Raw genomic sequence first — 16,579 nt, forward strand, 5'->3', positions numbered from 1 at the left:
TCGAGTTAGTGGGAGGTGCCGGAGGTTACTGAAATTTCAATCGTTGAAATTGAAAGGATCTTGAAAAAAAAAGGGCCATCGTTACAGCTTCTGTAAAGGTGGCTGTATCTGTTGCTGATAGTGAACACCCGAAGGGCGTCAATCATGGTGATGGGTGTCAACCACATCAACCTGTCAACCAACTTAGAAAATCCAGCCGCTGACACGAACGCGCGGGTTTCCTACCCCGTCCCATTCAAGAATGAGTCAAGGTCCCCACTATCGAACCAAAGCCAAGAGCATTACCCACTTCGCTTCGCTGGAGGAGCATTACTAATAATGAATGTTCCAGGAGGAGCGGACCTCGCCTGGTACCTGCAACAACCACCCGACCCGTTCGCTCGCAATCAAAGCTTACATTCGTTGCAGCACGTAACTGTTCTCGAAGCCATGCACACTACCCAGCACGTTGAAACCTTGAAAGAACCCTGTTGCTCTTAGCAGGTCGACAGTCGGACCAACCTCTGGCGAATGCTGAAAGTCGCGGTAGTCGTCTAATACGATGAAGCCGCCCGAGACTACGCTTGGCGAATACAGCAAGAAGTCCAGCACCACGTTGCGACGGGTGTGGCCACCATCGATATGCAACAGCGCAACGTTGGGCGCGAGGTTGTAGAAACGTTCGGCACTCAGTTCCGAAAAGCCACGGATCACCTGCGCATTGGGCAACATCAGGTCCTTGTAGTAACTAAACTCTTCGAACTGGTTTGGCAATTCGAACGGGTCAATACCAATGATACGACGCTCGTGGTTGCATACCTCATTCATCAGCATCAACGATTTGCCCTTCCACACGCCAATTTCCACCACATCACCCGGCAGCTCGGCAATCAGAAAGGTAAGGTAGCCCAATAAACGTACTTGATCATGGAACGACAGCTCGCGACGCTCCATTGCGAGCTCAGCCGGCAAGCTGTCCTGCGCCTGCTCGAAATGCTGGCCGATAAACTCCCAGATCTGCGTGATGTTGTCAGTCAACGCCGGGTCGCTGGTAAATTCGTTGAGCGCTTGAAGAGTGATCATAGTTTTCTCTGCGTACTTCTAATGATTACGAGGGAAGCCCTGAAAAAGACTTCCAGAATTGATAAGACATTGAAATAACAAGCGGATCAGTCAATCCCTAAACCATGCATTTCGCCAAGCAACCAAGTGTTCATCCCGGAGCATCCATTTATCGACTACAGCGCTGCGTAGAGCATCTCCGGCAAGCGCACTGGCGCGTGGCTCAGCAAGATGTTCGCGGATGGCGTCAATCCATTCTTTTGACGTGTTCTTGACCCGAGTCACTGGCAAGTCACCACGATAACAAAGGATGTCCGAGCAGATTACGGGGAAGCCGCAGGCGCCATATTCCAACAACCGTAAGTTGCTTTTACAGGCGTTGAAAAAATTGTCTTCCAAAGGCGCCAACGCCAGGTCCAGATTCAAGTCGGCCAGCCGTGCAGGATATTTCTCGATATTGACGCCCTTATGGAACTCATGAACATACGGACGAAGCTCAGGTGGGCACATGCCCATAAATACCCATTCCACTTCGCCAGCCAGTTCACGAACGACATCGGCGATCACTTGCAAGTCACCGCCGTGGCTCGACCCGCCCGCCCAACCAACCCGAGGTTTCCGACCTTGTTGACGGTAGCTCATCAGCCCGCTCCACCAATGACTTGGCAGGCGATTCTCTACGACACGAATGTCAGCGTTAAAACCCTTTAACGCACTCGCCAGGGGCTGGGTCGACACCACCAGCCGGTCGCACATACCTAGAGCTTTCTTCAGGCGCTTGGCGATATCCTTGGGAAACAGTTCTCGGCTCGGGTTGCTGCTGGGTATTTTAAGAACATAGTCATCCAGCTCGTAAACCTTGAAAGCGCTGGAGAATGCCTTGGTGTTCTGGATGATTTCCAGCTGAGGCGTCGTGCATTGCCGTTGGAAAATGATCGTGTCTGGCGCCAAGCGATGCAGCTCCACGGGATGAAGCAGGCCATCACTTATCGTACCCTCTATCAAGCGTGCGGCTTCAAGGGCTGCGAAGGGCTGGCGAACCCGATAGTTTCCGCTGCCGAAAGCGTCGGCGGGACAGCACAGCGCGTAAGGCAAAGAGCGACCGGCTAGCGGTTCCCAGGCGACCTCGCTACGGCATTCGTAGCCAAAGCCGCCGCCTTCCAAGGTTAGGTTGGGGTTGTAGGCAGGGTCACTGGCGAGCCGGGGCAGCCAATTCTTGTACATCACCGATTGCTCGCGCTTGAAACGCTCTTGCTTGGCTTTTAACTTCGTCTTGTCGACCTTATTCTGGCTGACGTTAGCTTCGTGCATGAGCACCGCATAAGGCGTCCAAACGATCAGTTGCCCGGCCTGGCCGACTTTCAGGCACAGATCGACATCATTATAAGAAACCCCTAGGTTGATCTCGTCCATTCCACCCACCTGGCGGTACAGCTCGGTGCGGATCATCAGACAGGCGGCGGTCACGGCGCTGTAATTTTGGTCAACCTGGAGACGGTGCAGGTAGCCATTGGACTGCATAGGAGCGCCGATGAATGCGTGGTCCGCCAAGCCACGTAAGCCGAGCACCACACCTCCATGCTGAATAGTCCCGTCGAGGAATAGCAATTTGGCGCCGACTATCCCAACTTCTGGCCGCTGAGCGTGATGGAGCAGCGCACCCAGCCACTCCCCATCAATGACGGCAGTGTCATTGTTGAGCAACACAAGGTAATCACCACGGGCGTGTCTGACGGCAAAATTATTGATCGCCGAATAGTTGAAAGCGTGGGGATAACGCAAGATGCGCACCTTTTCGCTGTTCAGACGCTCCATACCCGCGAACCAATTTTTTGCTTCAACCGTTTCACTGTTGTTGTCGACGATTATGAGTTCGAAGTTCGTGTAAAGGGTTTTTTCCATCACGCTTTCGACGCAACGCATCAGCATCGGCAGTTGGTCTTTAGTGGGAATCACGATGGACACCAACGGCTGCGAGGTGTGTTGGTAAACCACCCGATTGACCATCGGTAAAGGTCCCGGGCGCAACTCATGAGCGACGCCCAGGCGCTGCAGGTGCGCCTCGACTATAGCCGGGGAGTACTTAACGACCTGGGATTCGACCAGCCACTGGCCCAAGTTGATTGCATGATGCACCAGCACTTCACTGATGTGTCCGACAGTGCCCAGTCCATTCACTTCAATCAACCGATAAAGCAGGTCGTGGGGTGCCAGTTCGGCGAAAGCGAGATCGAAGCCATGGACACCCAGCGCGGCCGCTCGGTTGAAGGCCAACGCTCGGCCGACATACGGATAACTGCGCAACAAGTCCAGGTTCAGGTCCGGTTTGAATATCGGGTCTTGGCAACCATTTGAGGTAAGCGTGTCTTCATCGCTGTAGCAAACGCTGATACCTGGGTTCAGGGCTATGCCCTCCGCGAGTAGCAGCAGGGCGTGGGAGTCGAGTTGGTCTCCTCCCCGAAGCAAATAGCACCATTCGACATTGATCTCATGCAGCAGCTCATTCAGCTGACTTGGCCAGCATTCAGCGAGTGGTAACCACACCAAGTTGTCGGAAGCTTCTACCCCTACAGGCTCGACGTTTGAAAGCACCGCAATGGCTGCCGCGCCGTAAAGCTGGCGATCAATGCTTTCCAAGCTGGAACGTAACTGCGCTATGTCACCTGTGGTGTCAGTCAATACCACCAGAATGTTTGTGTGCTGCGGCCAATTCGCAAGCCGTGCGGGTAACCCTTCGAACTCAGCGGCAGATAGTTGCCGGGTATCCAGCCAGCGACGATACAGATTGATATCGCGTTGCTCTTTACCAACATTTGCCAGCACGCCGAAAAACCGTTCCACGGCGTGGGCCATCGTGCCGTCCAATTGGCCGCATTCAGGCTCAAAGTCTTTGTCGGTCAATTGCATCCGTACTAAGTGCGCCAGCACCTCGGTACGCACAAAGAACATGGTACCGCCAAAAAAATCGGCCTGGTCCATTCGTTGTGGGTCAATGCCAGCACGCTTAGCCAGGAAAAGTAGGTGAGAGCGGTTTTGTCCATTAAGGTTTTGGGTTACAGGCTGCCGGAACGCCTCAGTGCCGATCAGCGGGTGATGCATTGGATCAGCTAGGTATTCTACCGATTGGCTGAAGCGCGCCGGGTTTAGCAGATCATTGAAAAGGTCTTGGGCCCAAGAGTCTTCCACACCCATGTGCAGGGAGCGCTTGGTGTGAAGTTTGATCAGCGTGTGGATGTTGTCTGCACGTAAAAACGGCAACACTCGCAGGAACGGCAAAATATCCCTGCCGTGATTGGGTACCCGATACAACGAATAGCTCAGCCCGCTTGCTGCCAGCAGGTCGCGCACCTCTTTATCAGCACCTCCCACACAGGTTACGTACAGGTGCAGGTGTTCATTCAATTTAATCAACCGAAGCAAAATTTCTTGCAGCACATCCGGGTAATACGCATGGATAACGACACCGACTGGCGGCTTACCTTCTTCAAGCGAAGGCTGACCTGAGAAGAGGACTTCGCACTGCTCGGCAAAGGGGGTAATGCTGCTGGCTGTATAGAGGTTCTGGGTATCAGGCGCCAGGTAAGCCTCTCGCAAACGAAACAGTTGAAAGGCCTGATCGGCTGACAACGGCGCACGGCGCACTTGCTTTAACGGCTGTGGGTTATACAGTCCCAGGGCATGTATCTGATTGACAAATCTTGCATGACCCTCTTCGAATAAAGCTGGCATGTCTGGCTGTTTCTGGCGCTGTTCGGCGTGATGGCGAAAGAGCGACAAAGGCTCACTTAGAAACGCTAAGTGGCCGCGTTGAAGTAAGTTCACATACAACGACAGGTCGTTGATAGCATCAACGAGCACGCCTCCAAGGGCGCAAATATTCGGAACCTTGTCTACCAACTGAGCCCGTCGAAACATGACGGTGGTGGGTTCGCCAATGAAGTTAACGGGCCAGTCACAGAGCAGTGAAATAAGGTCTGCACCATGAAGGCAGACATCCTCGCCAAATACTTCAGACGTCTCGAGGATGTCTGGCAGCGTCTCACCTTGGGCATCTATCAAACGGCGCCGCGAGGTGACTAACGATATGTCGTTGCGAGCATCCAGCACAGCGGCCATACGCGTTACACAATCTGTCAGTAATACGTCATCGTCGTTGAGAAACTTGATGTACTCGCCCCTGGCTTCTTCCAGGCCGCGGGTGAGGTTAAGCAGGCCGCCCAATTGCTGTTCGTTTCGCAGGTAACGGATCGGCACCGTGGTTTGTGCAGCAAGACGTTCGGTGATCAAACGAATACCATCGCCGCGACAGTCATCGTTGATCACGATTTCGATATTCGCGTAGCACTGGTTGAGCGCACTATTCAGCGCGGCTTCGAAGAAGCGCGGGTTGTAAGCCGGTATCGCAATGCTGACAAGCGGCAAGCGCTCAGCCAAGAGGGGATTTGTCATGCTCATACCAATTTGCATAAGGGACGAAGGTAGAACTTGCTTAAGCCGCTTTCACTGCCTGGGCGGTTGCAGGTACGGCCTGATCGCATACACGGTGCCAGTAATAGTTCTTGGGTCATTGGCGTATACCTGAGCGAAGTAATTCCAGGAACTGATGATTTGCCATATTGGCGCCAGTGACTATGACGACCAGAGGCTTTTCACAAGGCATAACGGTCATTAACTCACCTGCTTTTCAGCAAGCGACTCAGCCAGGCAATCGATAACTCTTCGGATGCTTGCATCGTTCAATGAAAGATGAAATGGCAAACCCAACAGGCGTTCAGCCAGGAGATCAACCATTGGCAGCGGGCCCTTCGCGAACGCCTGAAAGGCCGGGTGGTCTTGCAGGGGTGGGCAGTACCAGCGGCGGGTTTCGATGTCTTTGCCCAGCAGCCGCAGTTGAATATCAGCAGCCCGGAATCCCTCGGGCAGTAGCACCAGCATCAGGCTGTAAACGCCATCCATGGGCTTGGCCTGAAGTTTCAGCGCGGGAATTTTTTCCAGAAGCTGCTCGGTGTAGTGTTGATGCAGGTTGCGGCGTGCTTCAGCAACGGTTGGCCAGTTGTCCAGAGCAGCCAATGCAACAGCGGCGTGATATTCGCTCATCTTGCCGTTCTCACCCGCCTCGAAGACTAGCCCGCCGCTGTGTGCATCGATACCGAAGTTACTCAACGTTCGCATGCTCTGGGCATAGGCATGGTTGCGCGAAGCGACGAAACCCCCTTCTCCACCACCGAGGGCCTTAGTGGCGTGCAGGCTGAAGGCGACTTTGGTGGTCACGCCGATCTTCTGATTACCCCAGGCACCTGCGGCGTCGATAACAACAGGGATGCCGGTTTCGGCACTGAACAGGTCCCAGCCTGCGACATCCTGGGGGCAGCCGTAAGTGGATACTGGCATCACTGCGTCGAATGGCATTTCAGGGAGTGCTGCGCGTGCGATAGCGGGCGTCAGCAACCAGCTTTCGGAGTTTACGTCACTGATCAAGGGAGTGAGCCCTGCCCTGATGATCGCAGTTGCCGTGGCGACGAATGTCAATCCGGGCACCAGCACGCGGGCCCCGCGGCGTAGCTTCAAAGCTTCCAAAGCTATTTGCAGCGCACAGGTACCATTCGCCATAGATACAACGTGTACCTGCGTTGGCTCCCGACTAAATGAGAGCGACAGCCGACGTTCAAGCTCGATTACAAGCGGGCCGAAGTTGGTGTACCACTGGTTTTCATCGATTTGCTGCCAGTAAGGGAGGATCTGCTCGACTTTAGGCACCGCAGGAACTAACAACTTGATGATGTTTTTCATGGTACACACTGCCGTCAATGAAATGTCGTCCCGTATTATCTAAAGAAGGCTTAAGCAGAAATCGCGCCAACTTCTAACTGCCCCTACCTCTGACGGGCTAACGGGCCCTTACACAGAACTGCATTATTTGAGATGGGACTGTTGACCCATTCAGCTGCCGCCATCCTTCAGCGAGAAGGCCGGCGACACGCATTATCCTGCTGGATGCCGAAGGCGAACCCCGGGACAACATTTCACGGTTGACGTGCTTTTCCAGCCCAACAATCAAGCTACGGTATCTGCTATGCGGCGGTGAAAATCAGGCAAACAGAGCATCCATGCTTCCCTATTCAATTCCCCCCCCGACATCCAGTTTCTAGATGTGGCGCGCTTATTTCGAGGCATCAAGGTGTGCCTGCGCGATGGCAATTTCGCCCCCGTGCTTGAGCTGGAAAGCGCAATTGCAACATCCAGGGGGTTACGCAATACTCAGCCAACCCAATATGTTTGGAGCGCAAAGGGAGAAAGGATTTTGAGCAAAATTCAACGAATGCTGGAGGCGCTTTAATCCGAAAATTATAACTAAGTTATTTCGAGAACCGCGCACTAGAACACTCAATGCGCTCCCTATACTGGAAACTTCGGCTGTAGAGTCGCTCAGACCAGGAATAATTCAGAAAGATTTTTAGGAACTGAGATGAAAATTTACGCAATTGTAGGCGCCGGCGGTTTTGGGCGTGAGGTTGCACCTCTGGTCAACGCAATGTTGAGCGTGATAGATCAAGATAACTTCAAAATTATCTTCGTAGTCGATAATGTGAAAGATAACACCGTGAATGGCTATGATGTGGTGAGTACCGAGTCTTTCTTAAGCATGGAGGGGGAAAAGTTTTTCAACATCGCTATCGCTGACAGTAAACCGAGGCAGGAAATCTCCGAACGCCTTATTTCAGCGGGCATAACACCATTCACTATTTCAGCTCTGAATGCCCTGAATTTGAGCAACAATACTATTGGTCAAGGCGCTATCCTCTGCCCATTTACCACTATTACTGCGAATGCAAAAATCGGTGACTTTTTTCACGCAAACATTTATTCGTATGTTGCCCATGACTGTGTGATTGGTAACTTTGTGACGTTCGCCCCTAACGTGCATTGCAATGGGCGAGTTGTGATCGAAGATCATGCCTACATTGGAACTGGCGCGATTATTCGTCACGGCTCTCCCGACAGACCAATAATCATTGGTGAGGGCGCCGTTGTTGGGATGGGGGCCGTTGTAACGAAAAGCGTGGCACCTTATACAACAGTACTTGGTAATCCAGCAAAGCCATTGCGCACGACTCAACAATAATCAACGCGAATAAATAATATGAAAAAAGTTAAGGTTACTGAATCGTCCCTAGCTTCGTAGACCCCAGGCGACCGCTTCTGGCCGAGGCTGTGTAAAAACGTTTTTCAGCGCGACAGGTACTCAAAACCTGACTAAAAATCGCGCTTCTATGCGAAATCCACATCTGCTGACGGGCCAATAAATTTCAGATTTAACGTAAACGCGCACGCTTCAATTTTGGCGAAGCCTTTTTATACACTCTGGGCCGAAAGTGGTTTATTCATGGTTAGACCGATGGCAGGCCCGAAACAGCCTGCCTTTCTCAGGCTGTTTCGGGGAAGGTGTGGGTTGGGCTGCCAGTAGTTCAATCAGGCTGTGTTGGCGCGAGCGATCTGCGAGCTCTCGCCAGGTCCAGCTTCCGAAGCGCTCACCCTGTTCAGGGATATCCAGCTTCATCAATGAAACCGGATCACGACTAATCAGGTTGCGTGCAGCCCACAACTTACCCCCGGTTTCCAGTAGCGCTTTCGCGGCCTCGTTCCACTTTTCTTCTAACACGGTGTTTGCCAGATGAGCCGCTTCATTCTCGATCTTGGAGTGTTCTTTCTGTGCCATAAGAAAGACGGTGTTGCTACGGGGAATTGTCCTGTCTTACCTGCCAGGAAATAGAAGAGGGTATGCACCTGTCAGTGTCCGTAACTCAGTTAGCGCTTCTATTGCCTGTCGAGAGAGAGGCACCACATGTTCGCGACGACGTTTCATTCGCTCGGCTGGGATCGTCCATAGCTTTTTGGAGAGGTCGATTTCTCACAGCATGCTTCGCGGATCTCGCTCGGGCGCGATGCTAATAAGGAAAGCAAGCGAAGCCCAATGCGAACGTCCTTGCGTGAGGGTAGGAGTTGATCGCTCGAAGTAGCGCAGGCAGTTCTTCAATCGAAACGTGTGCATAGTTTTCAGCGCTACGTGATTGCAGGAATTTGCTGAGACCTTCAAGAGGGTTGTGGACGGCTCGTCCTGTTACGCGGGCCAGATCATCGATCTCTTTGCAAAAGGCACACGGCGGGAAGTTATAGGGGTGGACAGGGATGGATAGCCAGAAACAAGAAAGCCCGCACGGGGCGGGCTTCTTGGGGGTGTTTCGTAGACTGTCCGAGACAGCCCGAGACTGCTATATGGTGCACCCGGCGGGATTCGAACCCACGACCCCTGCCTTCGGAGGGCAGTACTCTATCCAGCTGAGCTACGGATGCTTGTGCGGGCGACATCATACCCATGTCGCCCTTGGGCGTCCATGCCGGTCTTTGGCCGTTTATGGGTAGGAAATTGCTGCATAGCGGCCCTGCGCCGGGTGCCGGTGGTCGAGGCGCTGGAACCCGGTCGCATCACGCTGATCAGAAAGATTCGGCAAATGCGCCGTTTTCGTTCTTTTTTTCGAACAGACTATTGCCCTGTACCCCCATTGATCCTAGGATTCGTTTGAGATTTCAAACGCTCTGTCTCCCGTGCGCTCTTTCACTGTTCCCGCGCGCTGGGGCTGATTTCCCTGACGGCAGCCCACAAGGCGCCTTTCAACAACTCTAATTCGCTCCGCGTGCGCGCGGTGCTGTTAAGGAAAGCCGACATGCAGCTCAAAGATACCCAGTTGTTCCGCCAACAAGCCTTTATCGATGGCGCTTGGGTGGATGCGGACAACGGTCAAACCATCAAGGTCAACAACCCGGCCACGGGCGAGATTCTCGGCACTGTGCCGAAGATGGGCGCTGCCGAAACCCGCCGCGCTATCGAAGCTGCCGACAAGGCGCTGCCGGCCTGGCGTGCGCTGACCGCCAAGGAGCGCGCGAACAAGCTGCGCCGTTGGTTCGAGCTGCTGATCGAAAATCAGGACGACCTCGGTCGCCTGATGACCCTGGAACAAGGCAAGCCGTTGGCCGAAGCCAAGGGCGAAATCGTCTACGCCGCCTCCTTTATCGAGTGGTTCGCCGAAGAAGCCAAGCGCATCTACGGTGACGTAATTCCCGGCCACCAGCCCGACAAGCGCCTGATCGTGATCAAGCAGCCGATCGGCGTAACCGCTGCGATCACTCCGTGGAACTTCCCGGCCGCGATGATCACCCGTAAAGCCGGCCCGGCCCTGGCCGCCGGTTGCACCATGGTGATCAAGCCGGCTTCGCAAACGCCGTTCTCGGCCCTGGGCCTGGTTGAGCTGGCGCACCGTGCCGGCATCCCTAAAGGCGTGCTGAGTGTGGTCACCGGCAGTGCCGGCGACATCGGCGGCGAGCTGACCAGCAACCCGATCGTGCGTAAATTGTCCTTCACCGGCTCCACTGAAATCGGTCGCCAGCTGATGGCCGAATGCGCCAAGGACATCAAGAAAGTCTCCCTGGAGCTGGGCGGCAACGCGCCGTTTATCGTGTTCGACGACGCAGACCTGGATAAGGCCGTCGAAGGCGCGATCATTTCCAAATACCGCAACAACGGGCAGACCTGCGTCTGCGCCAACCGCCTGTACATTCAGGATTCGGTGTACGACGCGTTCGCCGAGAAACTCAAAGTGGCTGTGGCCAAACTCAAGATCGGCAACGGTCTGGAAGAAGGCACCACTACCGGCCCGCTGATCGACGAAAAAGCCGTGGCCAAGGTTCAGGAGCACATCGCTGATGCCCTGAGCAAAGGCGCCAAGCTGCTGGCCGGTGGTAAGGTGATGGAAGGCAACTTCTTCGAGCCGACCATTCTGGTTGACGTGCCGAAAGACGCCGCCGTTGCCAAGGAAGAAACCTTTGGCCCACTGGCGCCGCTGTTCCGCTTCAAAGACGAAGCCGAAGTGATCGCGATGTCCAACGACACCGAGTTCGGCCTGGCCTCCTACTTCTACGCCCGCGACCTGGGCCGTGTGTTCCGTGTGGCTGAAGCCCTGGAATACGGCATGGTCGGCGTCAACACCGGGTTGATCTCCAACGAAGTGGCGCCGTTCGGCGGCATCAAGGCCTCGGGCCTGGGCCGTGAAGGCTCCAAGTACGGGATCGAGGATTACCTGGAAATCAAATACCTCTGCCTGGGCATCTGACCGGTAAGAGATCGCAGCAAACGCAGAGGGCACGAGAGCGCTGACCCTTTGCGTGTTTCACACCGTTATTCGTAGTGGCCGGGAAAGCTGTGGCAGTCGATCATCGCATGCTGCCGTAGTTGCCTCCCCGCCACGTATTCCTTGGACCACGCCACCCGATGAGTGGCGAATGAGGACTTTATGAGCAAGACCAACGCATCCCTGATGAAACGCCGCGAAGCCGCTGTACCGCGCGGTGTTGGCCAGATTCACCCGATCTTCGCCGAATCCGCGAAGAACGCCACCGTGACCGACGTTGAAGGTCGCGAGTTCATCGACTTCGCCGGCGGTATCGCCGTGCTGAACACCGGCCACGTGCACCCGAAAATCATCGCTGCCGTGACTGAACAGCTGAACAAGCTGACCCACACCTGTTTCCAGGTTCTGGCCTACGAGCCTTACGTGGAACTGTGTGAAAAAATCAACGCCAAGGTGCCAGGCGATTTCGCCAAGAAAACCCTGCTGGTCACCACCGGTTCCGAAGCCGTAGAAAACGCCGTGAAAATCGCCCGCGCTGCCACTGGCCGTGCCGGCGTGATCGCCTTCACCGGCGCCTACCACGGCCGCACCATGATGACCCTGGGCCTGACCGGCAAAGTCGTGCCTTACTCGGCCGGCATGGGCCTGATGCCAGGCGGCGTGTTCCGTGCGCTGTTCCCGAACGAACTGCACGGTGTGAGCGACGACGATGCCATCGCCAGCATCGAACGCATCTTCAAAAACGATGCTGAGCCGCGTGATATCGCTGCGATCATCATCGAGCCGGTGCAGGGCGAAGGCGGCTTCTACGTCGCGCCTAAATCCTTCATGAAGCGCCTGCGCGAACTGTGCGACAAGCACGGCATCCTGCTGATCGCCGACGAAGTGCAAACCGGCGCTGGCCGTACCGGCACCTTCTTCGCCATGGAACAGATGGGCGTTGCCGCCGACCTGACCACCTTCGCCAAATCCATCGCCGGCGGCTTCCCGTTGGCCGGTGTGTGCGGCAAGGCTGAATACATGGACGCCATCGCCCCAGGCGGCCTGGGCGGCACCTACGCCGGTAGCCCGATCGCTTGCGCCGCGGCCCTGGCGGTGATGGAAGTGTTCGAAGAAGAGCACCTGCTGGACCGCTGCAAGGCAGTCGGCGAGCGCCTGGTCACTGGCCTGAAAGCCATTCAAGCCAAGTACCCGGTGATCGGCGAAGTGCGTGCCCTGGGCGCGATGATCGCGGTGGAGCTGTTCGAAGGTGGCGACAGCCACAAGCCAAACGCCGCTGCCGTTGCCTCCGTGGTGGCCAAGGCGCGTGACAAGGGCCTGATCCTGCTGTCGTGCGGCACCTACGGCAACGTGTTGCGCGTGCTGGTCCCGCTGACCTCGCCGGACGAGCAGTTGGACAAAGGTTTGGCGATCATCGAAGAGTGCTTCTCCGAGCTGTAAGCGAAAGCTGACCTGATCGACAGAAAAAACCCGCTTCGGCGGGTTTTTTTGTGCCCGATGCAACACATTCAGGCCATGTTCATTGTACGCAGGGGGCTTGATTGTCTAAGGTTGCAGCATTGCCGATGGAGCGTGCTGGATGACTGCTGTTGATTTACCGGCTGTACCCCGAGTGCTGATTGCCGAGGCGGACCCTTGGTCGCGGGACTTACTCAAACAAGTGTTGTTGAATGTGCGCTGCGACGCACGGCTGGACGTGTGTGCAGATGGGCAGCAAGCGGCCACGCTGCTGCGAGATAAAACCTACGACCTGATCCTGGCGGATTGGGAGCTGCCGGGCGTTGATGGCCTGAGCTTGTTGCGCAGCGTGCGCCAGAAGCGCCGCTCATTGCCCTTCATCCTGCTGAGCAGTCGCAATGACAGCGCCAGCGTGCGTGAAGCCTTGCCCCTGGCGCCGACGGCGTACCTGACCAAACCGCTGAACATGGAAGGCCTCACGCAGCGTCTGCAAGACCTGCTGCTCAACGAAGGCGAAAGCGTGTATTGCGAGATCCCGCCGCTGGCGCCGGGCATGACCTTGCCGGTGTTCCTGGAGCGCCGCCGTGACGCCTGCGACGGCGCGCCGTTGCGAGTGGACGTCAAAGACGCCGTCCAGCACAGCCTCACACCCGATGGCCTGGACCTTAAACAACTGGAAGACCGGGTGCGCATCGACCCGCAAATCACGGCCGTACTGATCGCCGCCGCCAACAGCGCCGGCCATCACGGCACGCCGGTACAAACGCTGTCGGCGGCGCTGCACAAGCTGGCGGCCGGGCAAAGCATGAACCTGATCCTGGGCCTGGCGCTCAAGCACAACGTCGTGTTGGGTGACCCGGCGCTGCTGGCGTATGCCGAGCGCCATTGGCAGTTGTCCCAAGACACCGCCGACTATGCCCGCCGCCTGGCACGCATGCTGGAGCTGGACCACGAGCGCTGCTACAGCGCCGGTATTCTGCATCGGCTGGGCGATTTGGCGTTGTTGCGTTGCCTGGAAGACTGGCGCCAGGGTGGCGGGTCGTTGGACGACGAAGCGATTGGTGAGTCGCTGGACACGTTTGGTGCGGCTTATGGTTCGGCCTTGCGCGCGCGATGGCGCTTGCCGTTGGAACTGCGCCAGCTGATTGCGGCGATCTACTCGCTCGAAGGCGGGGTGTATTCGCGTGAATCGCTGGTGATGAACCTGGCGGCGCAAATGGCGCGCCTGACTGAGCACGAAGGGCTGGAAGCGCTGGCTGGCAGTAAGACGGCGCGCTTGCTGCGGGTCGGGTTGTCAGAGCTGACGCGGGTGCGCAAAGCCTAGCAGCCCCTTGTGGGCGCTGGCTTGCCTGCGATAGCATCGCCTGGGTATAGCCGATAGACCGAGGTGCTGGCCTCGCAGGCAAGCCAGCTCCCACACAAGCCTGCTCCCACATTTTGATTCGGGTTAACCCGCGATCACACGGTTTTTGCCCTGGCGTTTGGCTTCATACATCGCCGCATCGGCCCGTGCAAACAGGCTGTCCAGGGTTGAGTCTTCTTCGCGCAAGCTGGCCAAGCCCTGGCTGACGGTCACGGTGAACTGCCGGCCTTCAAAGCTGAAGCTCAGCGCCTGAATCTCCTTGCCCAGTCGCTTTGCCACCTGCAACGCCATCTCCGGCGCACAACCGGGCAACACGGCGGCGAACTCTTCGCCGCCAATGCGCCCGAACAGGTCGCCACGGCGCAATACGCCGCGCCCACTCTCGGCGATACGCCGCAGCACCTGATCGCCCTCCAGATGGCCGTAGCTGTCGTTGACGTCCTTGAAGTCATCGATGTCCAGCAACAGGAATGCCAATGGCGAGCCTTGGGCGCAGGCGCTGTCGAAGGCCTGGTTGGCGCACTCGAAAAAGTGCCGGCGGTTGCTGCTCTGCGTCAGCACATCGGTGGTGGCGAGGCGGTGCAGCTCCAGCTCCATCTGTTTCTTTTCGGTGATGTCTTCGGCCATGCCGACCACAATCACCGGCTTGCCGGGCTCAACCTGTTGGTTGATGTAGCACTTGTCGCTCAGCCAGCGAATCTGCCCGTCAGCGGTGATGATGCGGTACTCGCGGTCCTCCACGGCGCCTTGTTCCAGCACGCGGGCGAGGCTGTGTTCGGCGTAGTCGAGGTCTTCGGGGTGAATGCTGTTGCGCCATTCGCGGTGGTCGGCAAGCAGCAAACCGGCTGAACGGCCAAAGATTCGCTCGTAGGCCGGGCTGACGTACAGCACGCGGCGCGTTTCCCAATCAATGGCCCACAACACAGCATTCACACTGACCAGCAGCGAGCTCAGCAACTGCTCGCGCTCGCTCAACCGTTCGACCTCTCCCTGGGCGTGCATCAGCGCCAACAGGGTTGCCGCTGCCGCCGGGCGAGGAGCCTCGGCCGTAGGAGCATCGAGTGAACAGGTGTTTTCGTGAACCATCGGTACAACTCTCTCTGGGCGCGTCGCAGGATGGAGCAGCGATCACTACAAGGGGTCACCATGATGGCGAAGTGTTCATTGAGAGAGGGGAATTGCGGTGAAGTTCCGTGAGCGGCTTGACTAAGAAATGGCGTCAGAAACCGGTTATAGGCCGATTTTCGGGGAGAATGGGCTAGTTTTGCTGGGTGTTTTGACTGTGGTCGGCGGGCTTGTCGTGGCAAGCCCGCTCACCACAACAAGCGGGCTGTGAATGCCGGGTCAGACCGCTGCAGGGCGCAGCGAATAGGTCTTCAGCTGGTGGGCAAAATCGCGCAGGGACTGGATGCCGCTGGCCTCGGCCTCGTGCACCCATTCCTTGATCGCGGCCAGCATGTCGTGGCCATTGGAGCTGGTCTTCAGCCAGATCTGCTGCAGCGCCAGGCGCTTCTCGTAGATCACAGTGAGCGCGTGGCTGTGCTCCAGCATGCTCTGGATACGCACATGGTGGCGGTCATCGAGCAAGCTGGTTTCACGCGACAGCAGGCGCTTGGCGCGGTGGAACTGGTGGCGCACCGAGTGATCGACCTTCTGCAGCTCCTGCTTGACCAGCGGGCCAATCACCAACTTGCGGTACTGGGCCATGATCTGGAAGCGGTTGTTGAGGATCGCCATCGCGGTGTCCATGTCCAGATGGCCTTTGCCTTCGACACGGTGAGCGATGGGCGCCACGCGCTGCACCTTGGCCAGGCGCAGGAAGCTGAACACTTTGATCCACGCCCAGCCCAGGTCGAACTCCCACTTCTTCACCGACAGCTTGGCCGAGTTGGGGTAGGTGTGGTGGTTGTTATGCAGCTCTTCGCCGCCGACGATGATGCCCCAAGGCACCAGGTTGGTGGCCGCGTCACGGCATTCGAAGTTGCGATAGCCCACGGCATGGCCCAGGCCGTTGATCACGCCGGCCGCCCAGAAGGGAATCCACATCATCTGGATCGCCCAGATGGTGATGCCGATGGTGCCGAACAGCAGCAGGTCGATGACGCCCATGATCGCCACGCCCAACAGTGGGTAAGGCGTATAGATTTTGCGTTCGATCCAGTCATCCGGGCAGTTTTTGCCGTAGATACGCAGGGTCTCGGGGTTTTCGGCCTCGGCGCGGTACAGCTCGGCGCCTTTGCGCAACACGGTGGACAGGCCTTTGACGACCGGGCTGTGCGGGTCGTCAACGGTTTCGCATTTGGCGTGGTGTTTGCGGTGGATAGCGGTCCACTCGCGGGTGTTCTGCGCCGTGGTCAGCCACAGCCAGAAGCGGAAGAAGTGTTTCAGGCCGGCATTGAGCTCCAGGGAGCGATGGGCTGAATAGCGGTGCAGATAGACGGTGACCCCAACGATGGTCACGTGGGTCATCAACAGAGTGACTGCCACCAGTTGCCAGGCTGACAGGTCAAGAAAACCGTTGTACCACATAGGC

General features: G+C 56.7%; 9 protein-coding genes, 1 tRNA gene and 2 pseudogenes. 5 read left to right on the plus strand and 7 right to left on the minus strand.

Annotated elements, in window-relative coordinates:
• Positions 1 to 393: 393 nt before the first annotated feature.
• The 3 genes from PspR76_RS01165 to PspR76_RS01175 form a co-directional block, all read right to left on the minus strand.
• Entirely contained in the window at positions 394 to 1,062 is a 669-nt protein-coding gene (locus PspR76_RS01165) for a class I SAM-dependent methyltransferase (RefSeq protein ID WP_159953606.1), read from the minus strand.
• 90 nt (positions 1,063 to 1,152) lie between these two features.
• On the minus strand, positions 1,153 to 5,496 hold the full coding sequence (locus tag PspR76_RS01170) for a glycosyltransferase (RefSeq protein ID WP_174245583.1): 4,344 nt from the start codon (positions 5,494 to 5,496) through the stop codon (positions 1,153 to 1,155).
• A gap of 213 nt (positions 5,497 to 5,709) precedes the next feature.
• Entirely contained in the window at positions 5,710 to 6,831 is a 1,122-nt protein-coding gene (locus PspR76_RS01175) for a DegT/DnrJ/EryC1/StrS family aminotransferase (RefSeq protein WP_159953607.1), read from the minus strand.
• A gap of 153 nt (positions 6,832 to 6,984) precedes the next feature.
• Between PspR76_RS01175 and PspR76_RS31540 the strand changes: the two are divergent.
• Together PspR76_RS31540 and PspR76_RS01180 are read left to right on the plus strand one after the other, a co-directional pair.
• Positions 6,985 to 7,103: pseudogene (locus PspR76_RS31540) on the plus strand (IS630 family transposase); the annotation flags it as partial.
• Positions 7,104 to 7,507: 404 nt separating this feature from the next.
• Positions 7,508 to 8,164 (plus strand): acetyltransferase, encoded by a 657-nt coding sequence (locus PspR76_RS01180; protein WP_159953608.1) that lies wholly within the window; start codon positions 7,508 to 7,510, stop codon positions 8,162 to 8,164.
• Between the two features lie 255 nt (positions 8,165 to 8,419).
• Here the strand turns inward: PspR76_RS01180 and PspR76_RS31545 are convergent.
• Positions 8,420 to 9,197: pseudogene (locus PspR76_RS31545) on the minus strand (tyrosine-type recombinase/integrase); the annotation flags it as partial.
• Positions 9,198 to 9,316: 119 nt separating this feature from the next.
• A tRNA-Arg gene (locus PspR76_RS01195) sits at positions 9,317 to 9,393 on the minus strand.
• Positions 9,394 to 9,764: 371 nt separating this feature from the next.
• On the opposite strand from PspR76_RS01195, the gene gabD reads away from it, so the two are divergent.
• From gabD to PspR76_RS01210, 3 genes are all read left to right on the plus strand, one after another.
• Entirely contained in the window at positions 9,765 to 11,207 is a 1,443-nt protein-coding gene (gene gabD / locus PspR76_RS01200) for an NADP-dependent succinate-semialdehyde dehydrogenase (RefSeq protein ID WP_159953609.1), read from the plus strand.
• Between the two features lie 180 nt (positions 11,208 to 11,387).
• Entirely contained in the window at positions 11,388 to 12,665 is a 1,278-nt protein-coding gene (gene gabT, locus PspR76_RS01205) for a 4-aminobutyrate--2-oxoglutarate transaminase (RefSeq protein WP_106577350.1), read from the plus strand.
• A gap of 139 nt (positions 12,666 to 12,804) precedes the next feature.
• Entirely contained in the window at positions 12,805 to 14,007 is a 1,203-nt protein-coding gene (locus PspR76_RS01210; RefSeq protein WP_159953610.1) for an HDOD domain-containing protein, read from the plus strand.
• Positions 14,008 to 14,130: 123 nt separating this feature from the next.
• Here PspR76_RS01210 and PspR76_RS01215 read toward each other — a convergent pair whose 3' ends face one another.
• On the minus strand, positions 14,131 to 15,132 hold the full coding sequence (locus PspR76_RS01215) for a sensor domain-containing diguanylate cyclase (protein ID WP_159953611.1): 1,002 nt from the start codon (positions 15,130 to 15,132) through the stop codon (positions 14,131 to 14,133).
• Positions 15,133 to 15,390: 258 nt separating this feature from the next.
• Entirely contained in the window at positions 15,391 to 16,575 is a 1,185-nt protein-coding gene (gene desA, locus PspR76_RS01220; protein WP_159953612.1) for a delta-9 fatty acid desaturase DesA, read from the minus strand.
• Positions 16,576 to 16,579 lie beyond the last annotated feature (4 nt).

It is taken from the genome of Pseudomonas sp. R76 (genome assembly GCF_009834565.1).
GTDB lineage: Bacteria > Pseudomonadota > Gammaproteobacteria > Pseudomonadales > Pseudomonadaceae > Aquipseudomonas.

Bases quoted from the DNA above. Each gene is read 5' to 3' on its own strand.
- PspR76_RS01165 (WP_159953606.1), bottom strand. From the start codon at position 1,062: ATGATCACTCTTCAAGCGCTCAACGAATTTACCAGCGACCCGGCGTTG.
- PspR76_RS01170 (WP_174245583.1), bottom strand. From the start codon at position 5,496: ATGAGCATGACAAATCCCCTCTTGGCTGAGCGCTTGCCGCTTGTCAGC.
- PspR76_RS01175 (WP_159953607.1), bottom strand. From the start codon at position 6,831: ATGAAAAACATCATCAAGTTGTTAGTTCCTGCGGTGCCTAAAGTCGAG.
- PspR76_RS01180 (WP_159953608.1), top strand. From the start codon at position 7,508: ATGAAAATTTACGCAATTGTAGGCGCCGGCGGTTTTGGGCGTGAGGTT.
- gabD (WP_159953609.1), top strand. From the start codon at position 9,765: ATGCAGCTCAAAGATACCCAGTTGTTCCGCCAACAAGCCTTTATCGAT.
- gabT (WP_106577350.1), top strand. From the start codon at position 11,388: ATGAGCAAGACCAACGCATCCCTGATGAAACGCCGCGAAGCCGCTGTA.
- PspR76_RS01210 (WP_159953610.1), top strand. From the start codon at position 12,805: ATGACTGCTGTTGATTTACCGGCTGTACCCCGAGTGCTGATTGCCGAG.
- PspR76_RS01215 (WP_159953611.1), bottom strand. From the start codon at position 15,132: ATGGTTCACGAAAACACCTGTTCACTCGATGCTCCTACGGCCGAGGCT.
- desA (WP_159953612.1), bottom strand. From the start codon at position 16,575: ATGTGGTACAACGGTTTTCTTGACCTGTCAGCCTGGCAACTGGTGGCA.